This window comes from Halomonas sp. MMSF_3323 (assembly GCF_030733595.1).
Taxonomy (GTDB): Bacteria; Pseudomonadota; Gammaproteobacteria; order Pseudomonadales; family Halomonadaceae; genus Halomonas; species Halomonas litopenaei.
Map to the genome: position 1 here is coordinate 43,846 of NZ_JASHIT010000027.1, position 20,658 is coordinate 64,503.

At 65.7% G+C, this 20,658-nt stretch carries 17 protein-coding genes; 4 read left to right on the top strand and 13 right to left on the bottom strand.

Going from position 1 to position 20,658, the window contains the following annotated elements; translation table 11 throughout:
- Positions 1-69 precede the first annotated feature (69 nt).
- Positions 70-1,047, bottom strand: coding sequence for a TAXI family TRAP transporter solute-binding subunit (locus RBB39_RS14385; RefSeq protein ID WP_045993315.1), 978 nt, complete (start codon positions 1,045-1,047; stop codon positions 70-72).
- Between the two features lie 188 nt (positions 1,048-1,235).
- Positions 1,236-2,300 (bottom strand): tartrate dehydrogenase, encoded by a 1,065-nt coding sequence (locus RBB39_RS14390; protein ID WP_045993316.1) that lies wholly within the window; start codon positions 2,298-2,300, stop codon positions 1,236-1,238.
- Positions 2,301-2,424: 124 nt separating this feature from the next.
- On the opposite strand from RBB39_RS14390, the gene RBB39_RS14395 reads away from it, so the two are divergent.
- On the top strand, positions 2,425-3,327 hold the full coding sequence (locus RBB39_RS14395; protein WP_045993317.1) for a LysR family transcriptional regulator: 903 nt from the start codon (positions 2,425-2,427) through the stop codon (positions 3,325-3,327).
- A gap of 19 nt (positions 3,328-3,346) precedes the next feature.
- On the opposite strand, the gene RBB39_RS14400 is transcribed toward RBB39_RS14395, so the two are convergent.
- Positions 3,347-4,522, bottom strand: coding sequence for an NAD(P)/FAD-dependent oxidoreductase (locus RBB39_RS14400; protein ID WP_045993318.1), 1,176 nt, complete (start codon positions 4,520-4,522; stop codon positions 3,347-3,349).
- A gap of 435 nt (positions 4,523-4,957) precedes the next feature.
- Here RBB39_RS14400 and RBB39_RS14405 point away from each other — a divergent pair, with 435 nt between their 5' ends.
- The gene (locus tag RBB39_RS14405) at positions 4,958-6,082 is read left to right on the top strand and encodes an efflux RND transporter periplasmic adaptor subunit (protein WP_045993319.1); all 1,125 of its coding nucleotides are present in this window, start codon (positions 4,958-4,960) and stop codon (positions 6,080-6,082) included.
- Positions 6,082-9,195 (top strand): efflux RND transporter permease subunit, encoded by a 3,114-nt coding sequence (locus RBB39_RS14410; protein WP_045993320.1) that lies wholly within the window; start codon positions 6,082-6,084, stop codon positions 9,193-9,195. The genes RBB39_RS14405 and RBB39_RS14410 overlap by 1 nt, the downstream gene beginning before the upstream one ends.
- Before the next feature lie 24 nt (positions 9,196-9,219).
- On the opposite strand, the gene RBB39_RS14415 is transcribed toward RBB39_RS14410, so the two are convergent.
- From RBB39_RS14415 to RBB39_RS14435, 5 genes are all read right to left on the bottom strand, one after another.
- Positions 9,220-10,227, bottom strand: coding sequence for an ArsA family ATPase (locus RBB39_RS14415; RefSeq protein ID WP_045993321.1), 1,008 nt, complete (start codon positions 10,225-10,227; stop codon positions 9,220-9,222).
- Between the two features lie 165 nt (positions 10,228-10,392).
- Entirely contained in the window at positions 10,393-10,659 is a 267-nt protein-coding gene (locus RBB39_RS14420) for a cory-CC-star protein (RefSeq protein ID WP_045993347.1), read from the bottom strand.
- Positions 10,660-10,676: 17 nt separating this feature from the next.
- On the bottom strand, positions 10,677-12,350 hold the full coding sequence (locus tag RBB39_RS14425) for a carbon starvation protein A (protein WP_045993322.1): 1,674 nt from the start codon (positions 12,348-12,350) through the stop codon (positions 10,677-10,679).
- A gap of 173 nt (positions 12,351-12,523) precedes the next feature.
- Entirely contained in the window at positions 12,524-13,015 is a 492-nt protein-coding gene (locus RBB39_RS14430) for a VOC family protein (RefSeq protein ID WP_045993323.1), read from the bottom strand.
- A 338-nt stretch (positions 13,016-13,353) separates the two neighbouring features.
- Positions 13,354-13,884, bottom strand: a complete 531-nt coding sequence (locus tag RBB39_RS14435; protein ID WP_204248959.1) for a hypothetical protein — start codon at positions 13,882-13,884, stop codon at positions 13,354-13,356.
- 281 nt (positions 13,885-14,165) lie between these two features.
- Here RBB39_RS14435 and RBB39_RS14440 point away from each other — a divergent pair, with 281 nt between their 5' ends.
- Positions 14,166-14,597, top strand: coding sequence for an STAS/SEC14 domain-containing protein (locus RBB39_RS14440; RefSeq protein WP_045993324.1), 432 nt, complete (start codon positions 14,166-14,168; stop codon positions 14,595-14,597).
- 21 nt (positions 14,598-14,618) lie between these two features.
- Here RBB39_RS14440 and RBB39_RS14445 read toward each other — a convergent pair whose 3' ends face one another.
- The 5 genes from RBB39_RS14445 to RBB39_RS14465 form a co-directional block, all read right to left on the bottom strand.
- A complete protein-coding gene (locus RBB39_RS14445; RefSeq protein WP_045993325.1) occupies positions 14,619-15,857 on the bottom strand; it encodes an alpha-hydroxy acid oxidase in 1,239 nt (412 codons plus the stop codon).
- A complete protein-coding gene (locus RBB39_RS14450; protein WP_045993326.1) occupies positions 15,854-16,876 on the bottom strand; it encodes a D-glycerate dehydrogenase in 1,023 nt (340 codons plus the stop codon). Before RBB39_RS14450 ends, RBB39_RS14445 begins: the two co-directional genes overlap by 4 nt.
- Positions 16,869-17,810, bottom strand: a complete 942-nt coding sequence (locus RBB39_RS14455) for a dihydrodipicolinate synthase family protein (RefSeq protein ID WP_045993327.1) — start codon at positions 17,808-17,810, stop codon at positions 16,869-16,871. Before RBB39_RS14455 ends, RBB39_RS14450 begins: the two co-directional genes overlap by 8 nt.
- A 76-nt stretch (positions 17,811-17,886) precedes the next feature.
- Complete coding sequence (locus RBB39_RS14460; protein ID WP_045993328.1) at positions 17,887-19,008, bottom strand: mandelate racemase/muconate lactonizing enzyme family protein; 1,122 nt, start codon at positions 19,006-19,008, stop codon at positions 17,887-17,889.
- Positions 19,009-19,107: 99 nt separating this feature from the next.
- Positions 19,108-20,616: a tripartite tricarboxylate transporter permease gene (locus RBB39_RS14465; protein ID WP_045993329.1), complete on the bottom strand. Its 1,509-nt coding sequence runs from the start codon at positions 20,614-20,616 to the stop codon at positions 19,108-19,110.
- Positions 20,617-20,658: the final 42 nt, after the last annotated feature.

The following is a 20,658-nucleotide window of genomic DNA, read 5'->3' on the forward strand; positions in this document are numbered from 1 at the left end:
AGGCCCTGGCGGACCCCGGCTCACGAGCTTCAAGGGCCGACCGTCTCAGACGGCCGGCGCCATAGCACTTCAGCCTTCCAGATCGTCCGGGATGTCGTAGCCGTTCTCCTCGAACCAGCGCACGGCGCCCGGATGCCAGGGCATGAAGCTGTTCTGGGAGAAGTTTTCCGGCAGCGTCTCCTTGGCCGAGCCATGGACCTTGAGCATGCGCTCATGCTCTTCCATCACGGCCTTGGTGACCTCGTAGACCAGTCCCTCCGGCATGTCCTTGTGGGTGATGGCGAAGTTCCAGATCGACACCGCCGGTGTCGGCTCGTCCAGCGACTGATAGGCGCTGGCCGGGATCGACGAGGCGCTGAGTGCCGGGAAGTCCTCGAGGAACTGCTCACTCTCCTCCGGCGAGAACGAGAAGATGTTGACGTCGGCCTGGGCTTCCAGCTGACTGAACGCCGATACCGGAATCCCCGAGGCGAAGGCGAACGCATCGAGCAGGCCATCCTGGACCTGACCGGCCTGGTCGGCAGCGCCGCCGTTGCGGGTATCTGCCTCGATCCCGAGCTTGTCGAAGATCTGCGGGAAATACAGATCGCCGGTACCACCGGCCGGCCCGATACCGACGGTCTTGCCGTCGAGGTCATCGATGGAGTCGATGCCCGAGTCCTCGAGCGCGATCACCTGCAGCGCCGTCTGGTACATCGGGAAGACTGCGCGCACGTCGGTGTGCTCGACCCCCGGAGCCAGCTTGCTGTTGCCCTGCCAGGCCTGGTAGGCCGGTCCCATGGTGACCATGCCGAACTCGTGCTCGCCCATCTGCACCATGGTGACGTTCTGTACCGGGCCACCGGTGACCTCGGCGCCGAACGAGATGCCGGTGCGCTCACCGACCAGGTTGCCCCAGCCGCTGCCGTAGATGTAGTAGGTAGCGCCCTGGCTACCGGTGCCGATGGTGACACTCTGGGGCCAGTCACTCTGGTCGTCGGCGGCCATGCTCGGACTCGCCGCCACCGCGGCGATCACTGCACTGAAAAGAAGGGTTTGGGATTTCATGGCGTTGCTCCTTGGCGTTGTGATTGTTACTGCCAAGCCTCTCGATGGGCTCGTGGAGCGGGGAGTCTCTGCTCGAAAGCCGAGCCTCCCCGAATCCCGCGTCGGTGTTTCGGCATCGATGCCATCCGACGGGGACAAGGTCATCGCCTCCTGCCCGCAGGGGGCAGGAAACGACGGGGATCTCAGACTCAGCCCTGGGCCTCGATGTCGGCGCAGATGGCCGCCGTCACGTCGCGGGTCATGGCGTCGCCGCCCAGGTCCTTGGTCTGCATGCCGGACTCGGTCAGGCGCTCGATGGCTGCCATCAGGCGCTCGGCGGCGGTGTTCTCGCCGAGGTATTCGAGCATCATCGCCGCGGTCCAGAACGAGCCCACCGGATTGGCGATCCCCTGGCCCGCGATATCGAAGGCAGAGCCATGGATCGGCTCGAACATGGAGGGGAAGCTGCGCTCGGGGTTGAGGTTGGCGGTAGGCGCAATACCCAGGCTGCCGGAAAGCGCTGCCGCAAGATCCGAGAGGATGTCGGCGTGCAGGTTGGTGGCGACCACCACATCCAGGGTCTCGGGCTTGAGCACCATGCGGGTGGTCACCGCATCGACCAGCTCACGATCGATCTCGACCTCGGGGAAGTCCTTGGCCACCTCGAAGAACACCTCGTCCCACAGCACCATGCCGTGACGCTGGGCATTGGACTTGGTCACCAGGGTCAGCTTCTTGCGCGGGCGGCTCTGGGCCATCTCGAAGGCAAAGCGATGGATCCGCTCGATGCCCTTGCGCGAGAAGATGGAAAGCTCGGTGCCGATCTCGTCGGGCAGCCCCTGGTGCACGCGCCCGCCGTTGCCGGAGTACTCACCCTCGCTGTTCTCGCGGATGATCACCCAGTCGATCTTGTCGGCGCCCTCGAGACGACTCTTCACGCCCGGCAGCACCCGCGCCGGGCGCACATTGGCGTACTGATCGAAGCCCTGGCAGATGGCCAGGCGCAGATCCCACAGCGACACGTGGTCGGGCACGTCCTGGCTGCCCACGGCGCCAAAGTAGATGGCGTCGAACTTCGCGAGCTTCGCGAGGCCACCCTCGGGGATGTACTCGCCCTGTTCCAGATAGCGCTTCGAGCTCCAGTCGAAGTCCTCGAATTCGAAGTTGAAGTCGCCGCTCTTCTTGGCCAGCGCCTCGATGACCTGCTTGCCTGCCTCGATGACCTCAAGGCCGATACCGTCACCGGGAATCACCGCCACCTTATGCGTTCTCATCTGCTGTCACCTCACTGAAGATTCTGTAAACCGGAGGTCTTGCCGGGTTCACGAAGGCTAGGTGACAGGGACAATTGGCGGCAATAGACTGGCGGTTGAAGCTACCATGACGCCTGGGTTAACCATGAAATCGCTTGCCGACCTCGAATTCTTTGTCATCCTGTGTGAAGCGGGCAGCCTGTCGCGCACCGCAAAGGATCTCGACATCACCCCGGCTGCTGCCAGCAAGCGCTTGGCAAATCTGGAAAAATCCCTGGACACCCAGCTTTTTTACCGCACCCCGAGAGCCATGAGTCTGACCCCGGACGGGGTCGTCATGTTGCGCTACGCGAAGCGCATGCTGGCCGACATGGAAGCGCTTCACCATGCACTAAAGGTGAACGCCGACGAAGCCTCGGGACAGATAAGAATCAACGCCCCCTTCGGATTCGGTCGACGTCATATTGCTCCTTTCGTCGCATCTTTCGTCGAACAATTCCCCGATATCGACTGTCAGCTTCACCTCTCGGATCACCCGCTTAATCTGGTGGCAAATGCCTTCGATATCGGTATCCGATTCGGCACCCTTCCCGACTCGGGACTGCATGCCAGAAAGATCGCCTCCCACCGACGTCTGCTTTGTGCATCACCCGAATATCTGAAGAACCACGGGCATCCCGACACCCCGGAAGCATTGAGCGAACACAACTGCATCGTGCTCAGACAGAACGAGGACACCTACGGCAACTGGCGCTTCACCCGGGGAGAGCGTCACCATCAGGTCAAGGTCCGTGGCAACCTGTCGGCCAACGACGGCGAGAGCGTGCTGACCTGGGCCATTCGCGGCCACGGCATCGCCGTGCGCGCCGAGTGGGACGTGCACGAACATCTGGAGCAGGGACGCCTGGTACGGGTGCTGCCGGACTACCAGCTACCCAACGCCGACATCTACGCGGTCTACCCCTACGCCGATCACCTGCCGATCCGCATCCGCCGCTTTATCGACCATCTGGTCAGCGAGATGGAGGCCTTGCCGTCGCACGAGTAGGCAGGGGGGGACGAAGCGTCTACACCGACTGGCCGCAGGCCACGGCCGACGCCCAGGCCCACTGGAAGTTGTAGCCGCCGAGTTCGCCGGTGACATCGAGCACCTCGCCGATAAAGCGAAGCTGGGGCAGGCCCTGGACTTCGAAGGTCTTCGACGAGATGGCGTCGACGCAGACGCCGCCCATGGTCACCTCGGCGGTGCGCCAGCCTTCGGTGCCGGAGGGCTTGATGCGAAAGCGGTTGAGGAAGTCCGCCCAGGCCGCAAGGCTTGCGTTGGAGCGCTCGGCGAGTACGCCGTCATCGCCCTGCCACTCCACCAGGGACTGCGCCACGCGCTTGGGGTAGTGCTCGGACAGCCAGGTGGACAGGCGACGCTTGGGGGTATCGCGGCGGGCCTGACACAGCGCCTCGAAGGCGTCCTTGCCGGGCATCAGGTCGATCTCGAGGTCGTCGCCGGGCTGCCAGTAGCTGGAGATCTGCAGCATGGCGGGACCGGACAGCCCACGGTGGGTAAACAGCAAGGGTTCACGATACTCGCCCCCGCGACAGCGGGCGACGACGTCGGTGGACACCCCGGCAAGCGCCGCCGCCCGCTCCTTCCACTGCGAAGTGAGGGTAAAGGGCACTAGCGCCGCCCGGGTATCGGTGACCTCCAGGCCGAACTGACGGGCGATATCGTAGCCAAAGCCGGTGGCGCCCATGCTGGGGATCGACAGCCCACCGGTGGCGACGACCACTGCACCGGCATCGATGCGCCCGGCGGAGGTGGCCAGGCGCATGCCCTCGCCCTGGCGTTCGATGCGCTCGACACTGGTCTTCAGGCGTAGCTCGACGCCGGCCCAGTCGCATTCGGTCAGCAGCACCTGGAGCAGGTCCTTGGCGGAGTCGGCGCAGAACAACTGTCCCGGCGCCTTCTCGACGTACTCGAGGCCGTGGCGTTCGACCAGCTCGACGAAGTGCTCCGGGCGATAGCGCTTGAGCGCCGAGATGCAGAAGTGGGGATTGGCGGAGAAGAAGTTGGCCGGGGTCGTCGCCATATTGGTGAAGTTGCAGCGCCCGCCGCCGGACATCAGGATCTTCTTGCCCGGCTTGTTGGCGTGATCGATCACCAGCACCGAGCGTCCGGCGTAGCCCGCCGTCAGCGCACACATCAGACCGGCGGCTCCGGCACCAATCACTACCACGTCAACCTTCATGGATCATTCCCCTCACCGCCCGTTGTTCGCATCACGCCCTGGCGCCCTCGTCGGCCGCGCCTCACCCTGGGCTGGTCGCCATGTGCAAGCGCGCTGCCGAAACCCTTGGCGCAACAAAAGCCCGCCATACTAGCAGAGCCGTCCACTCGATTCGCCCTGAAACACCGTGGCATGCAACGGCCTGTTGTTACTCGGCGAACGACTTGCGAAAAGATTGTGCAACCCGCACCTTGCTCAAGCCAGCGAGGCCATGTCTCAGGCATGCTGTCGCTATCCTCGGACACTTGTGTACGACCATCGTATCCGATCGTTTACGCTGTGCGTCGGCCACGCCTCGAGCGCCGTCCACCGTAGAATGCCCAACGCAGGAAGCTTGCCATGCCGTCAGTTCGTTGCCCCAGGACCCTATCGCATCGCACGTCGAGACCAGGGAGGATGGGGGTTCGCCTGGCCCTGGCTCTGGTGTTGGCCCCGGTGCTGGCGGGTGTGGTGTCGCCCAGCCTGGCGCAGCAGCGCGGTGCCGGCACCCAGGGGCCTCCCCCCACCCCGGTGATCGCCGCCGAGGTGACCCAGGAGGCCTGGTCCGATCCGCTGGAGTCGCTGGGGACGCTGTCGGCCAACGAGAGCGTGACCCTGTCGGCCACGGTGACCGACACCGTCTCGGCGCTCAACTTCGAGGGCGGGGAAGAGGTCAGCCAAGGCGATGTGCTGGTGGAGCTGTCCGACATCGAGGAACGCGCCGCCCTGCGCGAGGCCCAGGCACTGCGCACCGAGCGACAAAACGCGGTCAATCGCTTCGCCCAACTCGAAAGCCGCAATCTGGCGCCCCGCGCCGACGTCGAGGACAGTCGTGCCCAGCTTCAGCAGGTGGACGCGACCATCGCCGGGCTCGAGGCGATGCTCGAGAACTACCGGGTCAAGGCGCCCTTCGACGGCGTGGTCGGGGTACGCGATATCAGCGTCGGCACCCTGGTCACCCCGGGCACCGAGCTGACCACCCTGGACGACGTCTCCCACATGAAGCTCGACTTCGACGTGCCGGAGGTCCAGCTCGGTTCGCTGTCACGGGGGCTCACGCTTACCGCCACCACCGCGGCCTACCCGGACCGGGTGTTCGAGGGCGAGATCGCCACCATCGACTCGCGCATCGACCCGATCAGCCGCAGCATCTCGGTGCGTGCCCTGCTCGACAACGAAGAAAGGCTGCTGCGTCCCGGCATGCTGATGCGGGTGACCATCGCCAGAAGCCCGCGTCAGGCGCTGGTGATTCCCGAGTCCGCGCTGGTCCCGGAAGGCCAGCGCCAGCGGGTCTGGGTACTGACCACGCGTGAGCCGACGTCGACCGAGGCCGGAGAGGTGGTCCGCCGGGATATCGAGGTGGGCTCGCGGCGCGAAGGCGACGTGGAAGTCGTCAAGGGGCTCGAGGCCGGCGAGCTGGTGGTCACCCACGGCAATGACCGCCTGCATGAAGCCTCCCGGATCACGCTGATCGGCATCGAGGACGAGACCACCAGCGTCAGCGACATCCTGCTCGAGCAGCGCCAGGGAGACGACACCTGATGCGCCTGTCCGACGTTTCCGTCCAGCGCCCGGTGCTGGCCACCGTGCTCGCCGCCCTGATCGTCGCCTTCGGCCTGCTGGCGCTGACCCGTCTGCCGCTGCAGGAATACCCGACCATAGATCCGCCCATCGTCAGCATCCGCACCGCTTACCCCGGGGCGTCCGCCGACGTGGTCGAGACCCGTATCACCCAGGTACTCGAAGAGCGCATCGCCGGCATCGCCGGCATCGAGGTGATCTCCTCCACCTCCACCGACGGCAGCTCCAATATCAACGTCGAGTTCAGCCTGTCCACCGACATCGACGCCGCCGCCAATGACATGCGCGACCGTATTTCCGGCGCCGCCGACAATCTGCCGGACGAAGCCGACCCGCCGGAGGTGCGCAAGGAGGACACCAGCTCCGAGGTGGTGATGTGGCTGATGCTGTCCGGTGAGGGCTATACCACGGCGGAGCTGACCGACTACGCCGAGCGCTACCTGGTGGACAGCTTCTCGGTGCAGGAAGGCGTTTCCGGGGTGTTCGTCGGCGGCGCCAAGGAATACGCCATGCGGGTGTGGCTCGACAATGACGCCCTGGCCGCCCGTGGGCTGACCGTCAGCGACGTGGAGTCCGCGCTCAGGGCTGAAAACGTCGAGCTACCCGGCGGCGCGGTGGAGTCACAGGATCGTCAGTTCATGGTGCGCCTGCCACGAAGCTTCTCGACCCCGGAGGACTTCCGCGCCCTGGTGCTCGATCGCGGCGACGGCGGCTATCTGGTGCGGCTGGCCGACGTGGCCCGGGTGGAACTCGGCACCGTGGAGGAGCGCTCGCTGTTTCGCGGCAACGGCCAGACGGTGGTGGGCCTTGGCATGGTCAAGCAGTCCACCGCCAACGTCATGGCGCTGTCCAAGGCGGTGCGCGCCGAAATGCAACGGCTGTCCCCTCGCCTGCCGGACGGCATGAGCCTGTCACTCAACTACGACGCCTCCACCTTCGTCTCCGGCGCCATTCGCGAGGTGGTCAGCACCCTGTTGATCGCCATCGGCCTGGTGGTGGTGGCGATCTTCGTGTTCCTCGGTAACCTGCGCACCACCCTGGTGCCGGCGGTCACCGTGCCGGTCACCCTGATCGGCACCTTCGCCGCCCTGGCGGCCATGGGCTTCACCATCAACCTGCTGACCCTGCTGGCGCTGGTGCTGGCCATCGGCCTGGTGGTGGACGACGCCATCGTGGTGCTAGAAAACATCCATCGACGCATGCACCTGTACGGCGAGACGCCGCTGGTGGCGGCCTTCCGCGGTGCCCGCCAGCTGGCCTTTGCGGTTATCGCCACCAGCCTTGTGCTGATCGCGGTGTTCGTGCCCCTGAGCTTTATCCAGGGCGACGTCGGCAAGCTGTTCACCGAGTTTGCCCTGACCCTGTCGGCGGCGGTGGCCATCTCCACCCTGCTGGCGCTGACCCTGACCCCGATGATGGCCTCCAAGATCCTGTCGCCAAGCCTTCACGAGGGGCGCCTGGCCCACTGGGTCGACGAGGGGCTGAACTGGGCCCAGGGGGTCTACCGGGCTTGCCTGGAGGTCGTGCTCAAGGCGCGCTGGCTGGTGGTAGCCTGCTTTGTGGCGATGCTGGCCGGGATCGCCTGGCTGTATCCTCAACTGCCGGCCGAGTACACCCCGCGGGAAGACCGCGGCACCTTCTTCGTCATCATCAGCGGCCCGCCCGGCGCCACCTTCTCCTATATGGAGGACTACATGGACGAGGTCGAGGCGCGGCTGTTGCCCCTGCGCGAGACCGGCGAGGTCGAACGGGTGCTGATCATCGCGCCCCAGGGGCGCGGCAACACCGAGAACTTCAACTCCGGTTTCGCCATCGTCGGCCTGTCGGACTGGGCCGAGCGCCGGCCCGCCTGGCCGATCATGAACGAGGTGCGCCAGTCACTGGCCGACCTGCCCGGCATCCGTGCCTTCCCGGTGATGCGCCAGGGCTTCGGCGGCGGCACCGAACAGGGCGTGCAGTTCGTGCTTGGCGGGGGCAGCTACGAGCAGCTGGTGACCTGGCGCGACGCCCTGATGGACCATATTCGCCAGACCAATCCGAGACTGTTGAACCTCGAGAGCGACTACGAGGAAAACCAGCCCCAGCTCAACGTCAATATCGACTACACCCGCGCCGCGGATCTCGGCGTCACCGTCAGCGAGATCGGCCGCACCCTGGAGACACTGCTGGGTGGCCGCACCGTGACCCGCTTCACCGACCAGGGCGAAGAATACGACGTCATCCTCGAAGGCGAGCGCGGCTCCACCCCCACGCCGAGTTCCCTGGACAACGTGCGGGTGCGCTCGGACCGCACCGGTGAGCTGATCCCGCTGTCTAGCCTGGTCACCGTCGAGGCCTTCGCCGGTCCCAGCCAGCTCAACCGCTACAACCGCCTGCGCGCGATCACCCTGCAGGCCGACCTTGCCGACGGCTACTCCATGGGCGAAGCGCTGGACTACCTCGAGAACGCCGTCAGTGAGGTGCTGCCGGCGGGCGTGCAGACCGACGTCAAGGGCGCGGCCCGGGACTATCGCGAGTCCACCGGCGCCACCACCTTCCTGCTGGTACTCGGCACCCTGGTGGTCTTCCTGGTGCTGGCGGCCCAGTTCGAGAGCTTCGTCCATCCGCTGGTGATCATGCTGACGGTACCCCTGGCCATCGGCGGGGCCCTGCTCGGCCTGTGGCTGACCGGTCAGTCGCTGAATATCTATAGCCAGGTGGGCCTGGTCATGCTGGTGGGGCTCGCCGCCAAGAACGGCATTCTGATCGTCGAGTTCGCCAACCAGCTCAGGGACGAAGGCACCGAGTTCCGCGAGGCGCTGATGCGTGCAGCCATGACCCGCCTGCGTCCCATCGTGATGACCTCGGTCACCACCATCGCCGGCAGCGTGCCCTTGATCCTGTCCAGCGGCGCCGGCGCCGAGACGCGCATCGTCATCGGCACCGTGATCTTCACCGGCGTCGCCGCCGCCACCTTCTTTACGCTGTTCGTGGTACCGGTGGCCTACGATCTGATGGCCCGGCGCACCGGCTCGCCCGGCGACGTGGCGCGCAAGCTGGAGCGAGAGATGGAACAGTCGCCGGACGCCCACTGAACCGTTGTCCTGGAAACCAGCGTTCTAAAAACCTGCGTTCTCCAGGCAGTCGGCCAGGGTCTCCAGCGCCGGGACACCCTGGACGTCGGTGGCGAGCCAGGGCACCCGCGGACGCGGCAGGTGGGCGAAGGTCGCATCGATACGCGCAAGGTAGGTCTCTTCCTGCACGCGACGGGCGGCAAGAAAGTCGCCGTCCGCCTCTACCGGCAGTACGCGGTTGACCAGGGTGGCGGCAACGGGAACCCCCGCCTCCTCCAGCGACGCCACGGCACGGGCGGTCTCGAGGATCGGCAGGCGCTCCGGCGTCAGCACGAATAGGAAGCCATTGTGACTTGCGTCCTGGATGCGCCGGCGGGCCTGGTGAAACAGCCGCCGTCGCGCCAGCAGGGTCTCGGCGATATCCCGGATGCGCGGGTCCTGATCCCGGGACGCTGCCTCGTCGTCCGACTCGAACGGCGAGGCCACGTCGCGCCGAGAGCCAGGCGTCAGATGGGCCAGCACCTTGCCCAGATGCTCGGACTTGCGGCTGTGGGCGAGCAAGCCGTCGGTCCAGGCGGCCATGGCCTCGGGCAGGCTCAACAAGCGCAGCGTATGACCGGTGGGCGCGGTGTCGAACAGCACCAGATCGTAGGGCAGGCTGTCGTCGGTCATCAGCCGCGACAGCCGCTCCAGCAGCGCCGCCTCCTGGGTCCCCGGCGACTGCCGCGACAGGCGCATCTGACGTTCCAGCTCATCCATCATGGCAGGCGCCGCATAGCGCCGCATCTGGGCGGTCACCCGCGCCAGATGCGCCTCGACCTCGCGATCAGGATCGATCTCCATGGCGTCCAGCCCGGGTAATAGCCGCCGCGGGGTATCCCCGAGTTCACTGGCAAAGACGTCGCCCAGGCTATGGGCGGGGTCGGTGGAGGCCACCAGCACGCGCTTGCCTCGGCGTGCCGCCAGCACGCCCAGCGCCGCCGACATCGAGGTCTTGCCGACGCCGCCCTTGCCACCGACCCACAGCCGGCGACGATCCAGCAGTTCCTTCATGGTCTTCCCTTGTCCATTCTGGCCCCTTGTCAGCCCTGCCCTTGTCAACCCAACCCTTGTCAGCCCTGCCCTTGTCAGCCCGGCACAGCGTTACCTCTTGTCCTGGGCACACACTGTCCCGGCGATTGTTGCTAAAGGGTGTCGTGATGGTCCTCCGCCGCCGGTTCAGCAGCAGCGGAAGTCGTCCAGCGGTGAGCGCTCCATGCCCATGCGCTGATGCCAGTCGTGGAACCGTTCCATCAACAGCGGCTGCAGCTCCAGGGTGTAGTAGCCCACCGGGTTGGGCATGCCCATCAGCTCCGAGAACACCAGCAGCATGAACAGGTCATCCTCGTCGCGCCGGGCGCGGGCGATGGCACCGCGATACGGCGCCGAGTAGGACTCCTCGGCGAAGTGGCGCGCCGACGACAACCAGCGACGCCACTTGGCCAGACCCTCGTCGTGATCGCTCACGGCGCCTCCCCGCGCACTTCATGACGCAGCCGCTTGAGCGCCGAGGCGCACTCCATCGCCACCAGCACCGAGGCGATCAGCACCACGATATCGAGCGCCAGCAGGAAGTAGTTGCCTGCGACGAAGAAGCTCTTGAGCTGGGCCAGCAGCGCCAGCACCGTGACGATCAGCAGGAACACCAGGGGAATCAGGGTGTAATAGACCGGGCGATGGTTGCGCATCAGCATCACCGTGACCACCAGCAGGGTCAGGCCGGCCAGCAGCTGGTTGGTGGTGCCGAACAGCGGCCAGATGATCAGGCCACCGGAACCGTCTGCCCCGGCGCCGAAGGCCAGCACCAGGCACGACAGCACCGCCAGCAGGGTCGCCACCGCCGGCTTCTTCATCCACGGCTGGTCGTAGATCTCACCCCACTCCTGGAAGATGTAGCGCTGCAGGCGCAGGCCGGTATCCATGGTGGTGCCGGCGAACAGTGCCGCCATCACCGTGAGCAGGGTCGCGGCGGTGGCCTGGGGCAGGCCGATGCCGTTGTGGATGATGAAGGCACCGCCCTCGACGAAGGCGTTGACCCCACCCTTGCCGAAGGCGTCGTACATGGCCTGCCAGTCGCCGAGGGTGGCGAAGCCTGCGGTGGCCGCCAGGATCGACCCCAGCGCCAGCATGCCCTCGCCCACCGCGCCGAAGTAGCCGACGAAGCGCACGTCGGTCTCGCGATCCAGCTGCTTGGAGGTGGTGCCGGAAGACACCAGACCATGGAAACCGGAAATCGCGCCGCAGGCGATGGTCACGAACAACAGCGGGAACAGCGACGGCGTGCCCTCGGGTACATCGCTGTTGAAGCCAGGCGCAACAATGTCCGGGTTCAACAGCGCCAGGGCGCCGTAAAGGATGATCAGGCCGATGAACAGCTGCAGGCCGTTGATGTAGTCGCGCGGCTGCAGCAGCATCCACACCGGCAGCAGCGAGGCGATGGCGGCATAGCCGAACAGCAGGAGGATCCACACCGCCTGACCGGACAGCACGCCGACCTCGGTGGGCATCTGGATCGGCACCGTCGGCCCGATGCCGATCAGGGCGTAGAGCGCCACCACACCGATCACCGATACCAGGCCGAGGCCGATGATCCGGCGATAGATCAACTGACCGATGACCAGCGCCACCAGGATGGCGCCCCATACCGGGATGACCGCCGAGGGGAACTTCATCATCAGGCCGGCGATGACCACGGCAAAGACCGCGTTGACCATCAGCAGCAGCAGGAAGATCACGATCATGAAGATGCTGCGGGCGCGGGTGCCGACCACTTCCCCGGTGAGCGCGCCCACCGACTTGGCCTTGTTGCGCACGCTGGCCCAGATCGCGCCGGCGTCATGAACCCCGGCGAAGAAGATGGTGCCGAAGATGACCCACAAGAAGGCCGGTACCCAGCCCCAGATGACCGCGATGGCCGGGCCGACGATGGGTGCCGCTCCAGCCACCGAGGTGAAGTGGTGGCCCCACAGCACGTAGCGGTTGGTCGGCACGAAGTCGACGCCATCTTCGAACTCGTGGGCGGGGGTGACGAAGTCCCTGGACAGCTTCAAGATCTTCTCGGCGATGAACTTCGAGTAGATGAAGTACCCGAGGGCCATGGCGGCCAACCCCAGGACCAACACGATGACTGCACTCATGAGCGACTCCCTTGCGGCAGGTTATTGGTAACGGCCTTGCGTCGAGGATCCCTTCCTGAAAGCACAGCACCCGTAGCCACCAGGCTCTCCTCGACGTCCTACCCCCCTGCTTAACAGCTTTGTTTTTATTGGAAAAACAGCATCCTGGATATCCGCCAGAATGTGGACCGAGATCAACTATCGTTGCTGGATCTGTCGTTGCTGGGCCTGGCGCTGCTGGACCTGGCCTGGGGCTCGCCCGGCCCTGGCCAGAAGAAGGGATTGTGGGCCACCTCCCAGAGGTGCCCGTCTGGGTCGGCAAAGTAGCCTGAGTAGCCGCCCCAGAAGGCCTTCTGCCCCGGCTTGAGCAGGTTCCCGCCCGCTCGCCTGGCCTGGATCAGCACCGCATCCACCTCATCGGGGTCCTCGGCCATGTAGGCCAGGGTCACGCCACGAAAGCCCTCGCCTCCGGCGTTGACCATCAGGTCATCGGCCAGATCGTGCCAGCCATACAAGGCAAGCCAGGTCCCCTGCAGCGAGAAAAAAGCGATCCTGGGGGCGCTGTCCTCCAGACGCGGCCAGCCAAGTCCCTGTTGATAGAAGTCGATGGCCCGTTCGAGCGAGTGAACACCGAGGGTGATCATTCCGATACGCGGCTTGGGCGCGCGGGGTTCGACCTTTGCCATCTGGCCCTCCTGACGCTTTGGCGTACGACAGCTATTGCTGAGAGCCTAGACGGGAAAACTCTGATGCTGGAGATACAAAAAACCCGCCGTGTCGAAACGACACAGCGGGTATCAAGGTGGTTAAGCTTTTTCGTCGGATGCGTAGGCGATCGTCAGGTGTCGCGATCCTGTGGGTCTGAGGCACGCGCGCACTGACCGGGGTCTAGTCTAGCCTGGCTAGAATTGACCTGGCCTCGCCTCGCACCCGCCGTCGACAATCGCAGGCACCTTTCAGACAAGCCTCGGGCTTTCTTCGGAAGGTCGGCGAGCACCGGCACTTTTCGCGCAAGCCTTCCGCTTTATCCTTGGCCTTCGACAACCAGCTTATAGTCCAGGGTCGGATTCAGCGGGCAGGAGTAGACGTATTCACCGGGTTCCAGGCTGACGGCGAAATCCCCGGTCTGGCCGGTGCCGAGGCCACCGCCGGATACGCTGGGTAGCCGAGCGCGGTTGAGCAGGCCGTCGCCACGCAGCCAGAAACCCAGGTCATAGGGCACGCCCTCGTTCTTGACCCGGAACACATAGTCTCCGGCGGGCACTTTCAGCACCCTGGCCTCTGCCAGCCGCGCCTCACCGGTGTCGTCGTTGAAGGCCTCGCAGTCAGCCTTGCTCTGCGGGTGAATGCCGTGATCGGTGCCGTTCTCGCTTTCCAGGAACTGACAGCCGACCTGGGTCAACTCGATGACGGTTGCCTGACCGGAGGACGTGTCGGCTGCCTGGGCTTGCTGTGAATGGGCCGGCGCGACCCAGCCCAGTGCCCCCACCAGGCCGAAGGCCAGGGCCCAGCTCGCCCACCCCACCGTCTGGCCTTTCTCTCCATCCGCTTGCATGTTCGCCACCCTCCTTTGCATGATGATGCCTGGTCTGGTCATGGCGCCGACATTGCTGTGTTCACACCTGTATCTATCGCTACGTTAGAAGCAAGGTCGGGGCCTACCTGTCGTTGTCGCTATCGTTACGTCAGGCCTTACGACCGAGTGCAAGGACGGCAAAGCGTTGGCGTCGAACACGGAAGATCGGCCGCCATGGATGCCACAGCGACTATGCTGAGAAAATCCCGTCACGCTGCATCGCGACGTGAGTCCCGCCGTCCCCGACAAGGAGATTCAAGATGCTCGAGCAGATTCCCCACCCGGCCGAACACGTGGTCGCCATCCGCGCCGGCGGTACCGTGACCGCGCAGGAACTCCAGCAAGCCATCGATCTGATCGAAATGACCAAGAAGCGCTGCCCCAAGGTCAGCCTGGTGGCGGAACTCGATAACCTGCGATGGATGACCCTGACCGCGCTGCTACGTGACCTGGGCTATGGCCTGACCCAGATCGGCGAGCTTGACCACTACCATCGCGCCGCGGTGATCACCGACAAGGAGTGGATCAAGCACATCGCCCATCTCGAGGACAAGCTGGTCAGGAAGATCGAGATCCGCACCTTCTCCCACAAGGAGCACAGCGCGGCCATGGAGTGGGTGGCCGAACTGCCCGAAGCAGCCACCGATGACGCCGATGAAGAGCCCGAGCAAAAGGGCTACCACGGGGCCTGACGCACATCAGGCGCGAGCGGCTCAGTCGGATGCCTTGTCGCCGGTCTCGACGCCTGCCCCGACACCCGTATCGGCGGCTGTCGTGGCACCCGCCGTGCCACCTTCCCTGCGGCGCAGCAGGTGGGGGCCGAGCTGGTCGATGGCGGTTACCCCGAGCAGCGCCATGTTGCGCTCGATCTCCTCGCTCATCAGACGAATGGCGTGGGCGACCCCTGCCCCTCCGGCGACGCTCGCCGCATAGTTGAAGGGCCGGCCGACAAACACGAAGTCGGCCCCCAGCGCCAGCGCCTTGAGCACCTGGCCGCCGCGGCGAAAGCCCCCATCGATCATCACCGGAACCTTGCCCTCCACCGCCTTCACCACCTCGGGCAGCATGGTCATAGGCGCCACCGTAGCGTCGAGCTGGCGGCCGCCGTGGTTGGACACGATAAGACCGTCGGCGCCCGCCTGGCAGGCCCGGCGCGCGTCGTCGGGATGCAGGATCCCCTTGACCACCAGCTGGCCGGGAAAGCGCGAGCGCACGTGCTCGAGGGTCGACCAGTCCAGGTGACGCCGGCCGGCGAAGTCGCGGGCGGCATGCTTCGCCAGCACCGGCACCCCGCGCGTCGCCGCGTTGTTCTCGAAGTGGGGAACGCCATGACGCAGCAGGGTGCGCAGGAAGGTACCGGTGAGCCAGCGCGGACGTGTCAGTCCATCCCAGGCCAGCCGCGCGCTCGGCTTCAAGGGGCTCGAAAAGCCCGAGCGACGATGGTTTTCCGGGTTGGGCGGCACCGGGTAGTCGACGGTGATGACCAGACGCTTGTAGCCGGCCTGGATGACCCGCTCAAGCAGGGCGTCGATGCCCTCCAGGGTGCCGGGCAGGTAGGCCTGGAACCAGTCCGCGCCGGTGGCCTCGGCGAGTTCTTCCATGGGTATCAACGAGGATGCGCTGACGATCATCGGGATCTCGGCACGCTGGGCCTGTTCGGCCAGCACCATGTCGCCCCGGTAGGCGGTCAGCGCGCTGATACCCATGGGAGCGATACCGAAGGGCTGCGAGAACCGCTGCCCCAGCAGCTCCACCTCGGTGGAAATCGACGACACATTGACCAGCGCCCTGGGCAGCCAGTGCACTTCATTGAAGGCCTCGCGACCAGCCCTTGCCGTCTCGCCCTCCTCGGCCACGCTGGCGACATAGCCGAACAGGGGCCGCGGCAGGTGGCGACGCGCCGCCCGCTCGAAGTCGTCCAGACTCAGGATGCGCTCGAGACGTCGCTTCATGATGCCCTCCCTGCTCGCCAGGACGCCTCGTTGACGGCGTTGACCGGGCCTTCGCCGACCAGCGCGCCAATCAGGTTGTCCACCGCGCGCCGTGCCATGGCAGCACGGGTCTCGTGGGTGGCCGAACCGATATGCGGCAGCACCACCACATTGTCCATGCGCGCGAGCGGCGAGTCGGCGTCCAGCGGCTCCTGGGTGAAGACGTCGAGCCCGGCGGCGCGGATGGTGCCCTGTTCCAGCGCCTCGATCAGCGCCTTCTCGTCGACGACCTTGCCCCGGGCGATGTTGATCAGCGCGGCGGAGGGCTTCATCCGGGCAAGGGCGTCGGCGTCGATCAGGTGATGGGTGTCATCGCTGTAGGGCACCGCCAGACAGACGATGTCGGCACGCGCGAGCAGCTCGTCCAGGGTGCAGTGTTCGGCGCCGAGGTGTTGCTCGAGCTCAGGCTTCGGCGCCCGCGCGGTGTACAGCACCGACATGCCGAAGCCCAGCGCGCCGCGCCTGGCGATCGCCGCGCCGATACGCCCTGCGCCGACGATGCCCAGTGTCTTGCCGTGCACGTCGTGACCAAACTGGTCGGGCCCGACATGGGACGTCCAGCGTCCTTCACGCACCATGCAGGACAGCTCCACCAACCGCCGCTGGGTCGCCATGATCAGGGCAAAGGCGGTGTCTGCGGTGGTCTCGGTAAGCACGTCCGGGGTATTGCACAGCAGGATGCCCCGACGATTCATCGCCTCGAGCGGCAGTTGGTCGTAGCCTACCGAGATGGTCGACACCACCTCGAGATGAGGCGAGCGCTCGAGCATCGCCTCATCGAGTTCGAGCTTGCCGCCGATCAGACCGTGGGCGCTGGCCATCGCTGCCTCGAAGGCCTCGCGATTGCCCTCGTTCAGATCCTCGAAATAGTCCACCTGCCCCACCTCGTTCAAGGCCGCGAGTTCCTCCTCGCCCAGCCGCCTCAGGGCGACGATACGAGGCGCCTGCCCACGATCGCGGGCAGCGGGTGCTTTATCCATGTTGTTCCTCCTTGAGTCCCGGCATGGCGAAGTCTCGCTCTTCCAGCGCCGCGATCAGCTCCTGGCGACGCCCTGCGGCCAGTTCAATCAAGGGCGGGCGTAGCGTCGCCCAGGACGCCTGTCCCGAAAAATGTGCGGTAGCCGCCTTCATCGCCGGTATCAGCGGGTAGCGCTCGAATAGATCGCGCATGGCGTTCAGCCCTGCCTGGCGTTCATCGGCCTCGGCTGTCAGCCAGTCGGCGGCAAGCCCGGCGATGGCCGCCGGATTGACGTTGGCGGTGGCACTGATGCAGCCCGCTCCCCCGCCGCGCAGCGTATCCAGCAGAAAACGCTCGCTGCCGGCGTACACCGCAAAGCCGTCGGCGCCGAAGGCGTCGATCAGTGCCTGGGTGTTGGCGAAGTCGCCACCGCTGTCCTTGATCCCCGCGACCATCTCGGGGAAGGCCTCGCGCAGACGTGCGATCAGCTCGATCGACAGCGGCACCTGGGCCACCGGCGGAATATGGTAGAGATACAGCCGCAGGCGCGCATCGCCTACCCGCTCGATGACCTCGGAATAGTAGCGATAGAGGCCCTCGTCGCTGACGCCCTTGTAGTAGAACGGCGGCAGCATCAGCACTCCGGCCGCGCCCATGTCTACCGCGTCGCGGGTCAGCGTGACCGTATCGTCGATGGCGCAGTGGCCGGTGCCCGGCATCAGCCGTGAGGGATCGATGCCCGCCTGCCCCAGTTGTGAGAGCAGCTCGCGCTTCTCGCCAAGGGTCAAGGAGTTGGCCTCGGAGTTGGTGCCGAACACCGCGAGTCCGACCCCGTGGGAGTCAAGCCAGCGGCAGTGGGAAATGAAGCGCTCGGTATCGACGGCGAGATCCGACGTGAAGGGGGTGATCACCGGCGACCAGGCGTCGCCGGCATGGGCCAGGTTGGTGGCTGTCATGATGCGATTTCCTTGAATGGGGTGGAGCGCTCGATCGAGGTCGGGCCCCGCCCGACCAGCGTCCGACGACGACGGGTCACGACCATGGCTCGCTGGCGTAGCGCTCCAGCGCCTCGCTATCGAAGTTGAAGCCAAGGCCCGGGGCGCTCGGCAGCAGCAGGTTGCCGTCGGAGAACTGAAGCTGGGTGTCGATCAGCCGGCGGAAGTTGAGGACCTGGTCATCGGCGAAGAACTCCACCATGCGCGCGTTGGGCGCCGAGGCCACCAGGTGCACGTGCAGGTCGTGGAACCAGTGGGGATAGACCTCGACCCCGTAGCTCGCCGCCGTGGCGGTGATGCGGCGAAATTCGGTGATGCCACCGCACACCGCAGCGTCGGTCTGCAGGATCATCGCCGCCTCCTTGTCCAGCAGCTCCTTGAAGCGCCAGCGTCCGGCCTCGATCTCGCCGGTGGCGACCGGCACCGGGGTACGCTCGGCCAGACGGCGGTGGTTGTCGATGTCGTCGGGGCTGAACGGCTCCTCGATCCAGAACGGCGAGTACGCTTCGGCCATGCGCATGAACTCGAGCGCAGATGGCAGGTCGCGCCAGGCGTTGTTGGCATCCATCATCACCGCCACATGGGGGCCGACCGCCTCGCGCACCGCCGCCAGTCGCGCCTCCTCCCCGGCCAGGTCCTCGCGGCCCACCTTCAGCTTCACCGCCTTGAAGCCCTGCGCGACGTAGCCGGCCATTTCCTCGCCCAGCATCTCCGGCGTCTTGCCGTCGAGGTAGTAGCCGCCACTGGCGTAGGCCGGGACGCTGTCGCTGTCACTCGCCCCCAGGTACTTGTACAGCGGCAGCCCCGCCGCCCGGGCGTTGCGATCCCACAGGGCGGTGTCGAGAATGCTGATGGCCCGCATCACCGAGCCGCAGCGACCATGCAGCAGAGACTCCTGATACATGGCCTGCCACAGGCCTTCGGTGGCGTGGGCATCGGCCCCCAGCAGTACTGGCCTCAGCAGCTCACGAACCGCCTGTGATACCAGCAGACCGGCATTGTTGCCGCCGTAGCAGAAGCCGATCCCGACCACGCCGTCGTCGCCTTCGACCTCCACCAGGGCGTAGTCGCGCTTGAACACCTGACGATTGGAGAAGCTGGTGGGATGGTCCAGCGGAACACTGATGGTGCGGGCACGGACGTCGCTGATACGCGTCATGGTGGGCTCCTTTCAAGATATTGTTGTGGTTGTCGCTAGCATGGTTGCTGGCGTTGATGAAGCGCTGTCACCGCTATTGAAGCGGTGACAGCGCCTCGATCAGCCGGTGCGTGCCCCGCGCCGCAACGAGCTTCGCAGCCAGCGGAAGACCGGCGTGGCCTGGAGGATCGACAGCACCGCGATGCCGAGCAGCACCATGGCGATGGGGCTTTCGACGAAGATCATCGGGCTGTTCTGGCCGATCAGCATCGACTGCTGGAAGCTGGTTTCCATCACCGGCCCCAGGATCAAACCGATGACCATCGGCGCCGGTGAGATGCCGGCCTTGTTCATCCAGTAGCCGAACAGGCCGAAGCCGAGCATCAGCCCCACCTCGAACAGACTGTTGTTGATGGCGAAGGCGCCGATCACGCACAGGGTGATGATGGCGCAGGCGACGAAGCTGTCCGGCACCTTGGTCACCCCGACGCACAGCCGGGTGAACATCAGCCCCACCGCCAGCAGGCCGACATTGGCGAAGATCACCGCCCAGATCAGGGTGTAGGTGACATCGCCATAGTCGGTGAGCAGGTTGGGGCCTGGCAGGATGCCCTGGACCATCAGCGCTCCCAGCAGGATGGCGGTGGACGAGCTGCCGGGAATGCCGAGGGCGATGGTCGGAATCAGGGCGCCGCCGACCACCGCGTTGTTGGCGGCCTCGGGGGCGGCGACGCCGGCGATGTCGCCCTTGCCAAAGCGGCTCTTGTCCTTGGCAAAGCGCTTGGCTTCGTTGTAGGCAAACCAGCTCGCGGTGTCGCCGCCGGTGCCGGGGATCAGGCCGGTGACGATACCGATGCCGCCGGAGCGCAGGATGTTGGGCATCAGCGTGCGCAGCTCTTTCAGCCGCGGCACCAGCCGATCGGTGATCTTGCTGGCCACCTTGTCGCTGTCGTGGGCGTTTTCGATCAGGATCAACGCCTGGGGAATCGAGAACAGCCCGATCAGCGCCACCGTGAATTCGATGCCGGAAAACAGGTTGATGTTGCCGAAGGTCATGCGCGGTGTGCCGGTGATCAGGTCCATGCCCACGGTGCTGAGCAACAGCCCCATGATGCCGGACAGCAACCCGCTGACGATGGAGCCCTGGGACAGCGAGCCGATGATGGTGATGCCCAGCACGGCGATGGCGAACAGCTCCACCGGGCCGAACTTCAACACCAGCACCCCCAGCAACGGTGCGGCGGTCAGCAGGGCGATACCGCTCATCAGGCCGCCAAAGAAGGAGGCGAACAGCGACACCCCCAGCGCCTTGCCCGCCTGGCCCTGCTGGGACAGCGGAAAGCCGTCGAGCACCGTGGCCGCCGCCGAGGGCGTGCCTGGGGTCCGCAGCAGGATGGCGGCGATGGAGCCGCCGTAGGAGGCGCCGACGTACAGCGAGGCCAGCATGCTGAGCCCCGTCGCCGGGTCCATGGTAAAGGTCAGCGGCAACAGCAACGCCAGCGCCATGGTGGCGGACAGCCCCGGCATGGCGCCGACGAACAGCCCCAGCAGGGTGCCGCCGAGGATCAGCGCAATATTGGTGAAGGTGAGCACGTTGCTCAGCCCCACCATCACAAGCGAGTCGTTCATAGGGTCAGGCTCCAGGTTCGCGCGGGTGCAATGACGACCTCA

Bases quoted from the DNA above. Each gene is read 5' to 3' on its own strand.
- RBB39_RS14465 (WP_045993329.1), bottom strand. From the start codon at position 20,616: ATGAACGACTCGCTTGTGATGGTGGGGCTGAGCAACGTGCTCACCTTC.
- RBB39_RS14445 (WP_045993325.1), bottom strand. From the start codon at position 15,857: ATGAAGCGACGTCTCGAGCGCATCCTGAGTCTGGACGACTTCGAGCGG.
- RBB39_RS14390 (WP_045993316.1), bottom strand. From the start codon at position 2,300: ATGAGAACGCATAAGGTGGCGGTGATTCCCGGTGACGGTATCGGCCTT.
- RBB39_RS14425 (WP_045993322.1), bottom strand. From the start codon at position 12,350: ATGAGTGCAGTCATCGTGTTGGTCCTGGGGTTGGCCGCCATGGCCCTC.
- RBB39_RS14430 (WP_045993323.1), bottom strand. From the start codon at position 13,015: ATGGCAAAGGTCGAACCCCGCGCGCCCAAGCCGCGTATCGGAATGATC.
- RBB39_RS14455 (WP_045993327.1), bottom strand. From the start codon at position 17,810: ATGACAGCCACCAACCTGGCCCATGCCGGCGACGCCTGGTCGCCGGTG.
- RBB39_RS14385 (WP_045993315.1), bottom strand. From the start codon at position 1,047: ATGAAATCCCAAACCCTTCTTTTCAGTGCAGTGATCGCCGCGGTGGCG.
- RBB39_RS14410 (WP_045993320.1), top strand. From the start codon at position 6,082: ATGCGCCTGTCCGACGTTTCCGTCCAGCGCCCGGTGCTGGCCACCGTG.
- RBB39_RS14400 (WP_045993318.1), bottom strand. From the start codon at position 4,522: ATGAAGGTTGACGTGGTAGTGATTGGTGCCGGAGCCGCCGGTCTGATG.
- RBB39_RS14435 (WP_204248959.1), bottom strand. From the start codon at position 13,884: ATGCAAGCGGATGGAGAGAAAGGCCAGACGGTGGGGTGGGCGAGCTGG.
- RBB39_RS14415 (WP_045993321.1), bottom strand. From the start codon at position 10,227: ATGAAGGAACTGCTGGATCGTCGCCGGCTGTGGGTCGGTGGCAAGGGC.
- RBB39_RS14395 (WP_045993317.1), top strand. From the start codon at position 2,425: ATGAAATCGCTTGCCGACCTCGAATTCTTTGTCATCCTGTGTGAAGCG.
- RBB39_RS14460 (WP_045993328.1), bottom strand. From the start codon at position 19,008: ATGACGCGTATCAGCGACGTCCGTGCCCGCACCATCAGTGTTCCGCTG.
- RBB39_RS14405 (WP_045993319.1), top strand. From the start codon at position 4,958: ATGGGGGTTCGCCTGGCCCTGGCTCTGGTGTTGGCCCCGGTGCTGGCG.
- RBB39_RS14450 (WP_045993326.1), bottom strand. From the start codon at position 16,876: ATGGATAAAGCACCCGCTGCCCGCGATCGTGGGCAGGCGCCTCGTATC.
- RBB39_RS14440 (WP_045993324.1), top strand. From the start codon at position 14,166: ATGCTCGAGCAGATTCCCCACCCGGCCGAACACGTGGTCGCCATCCGC.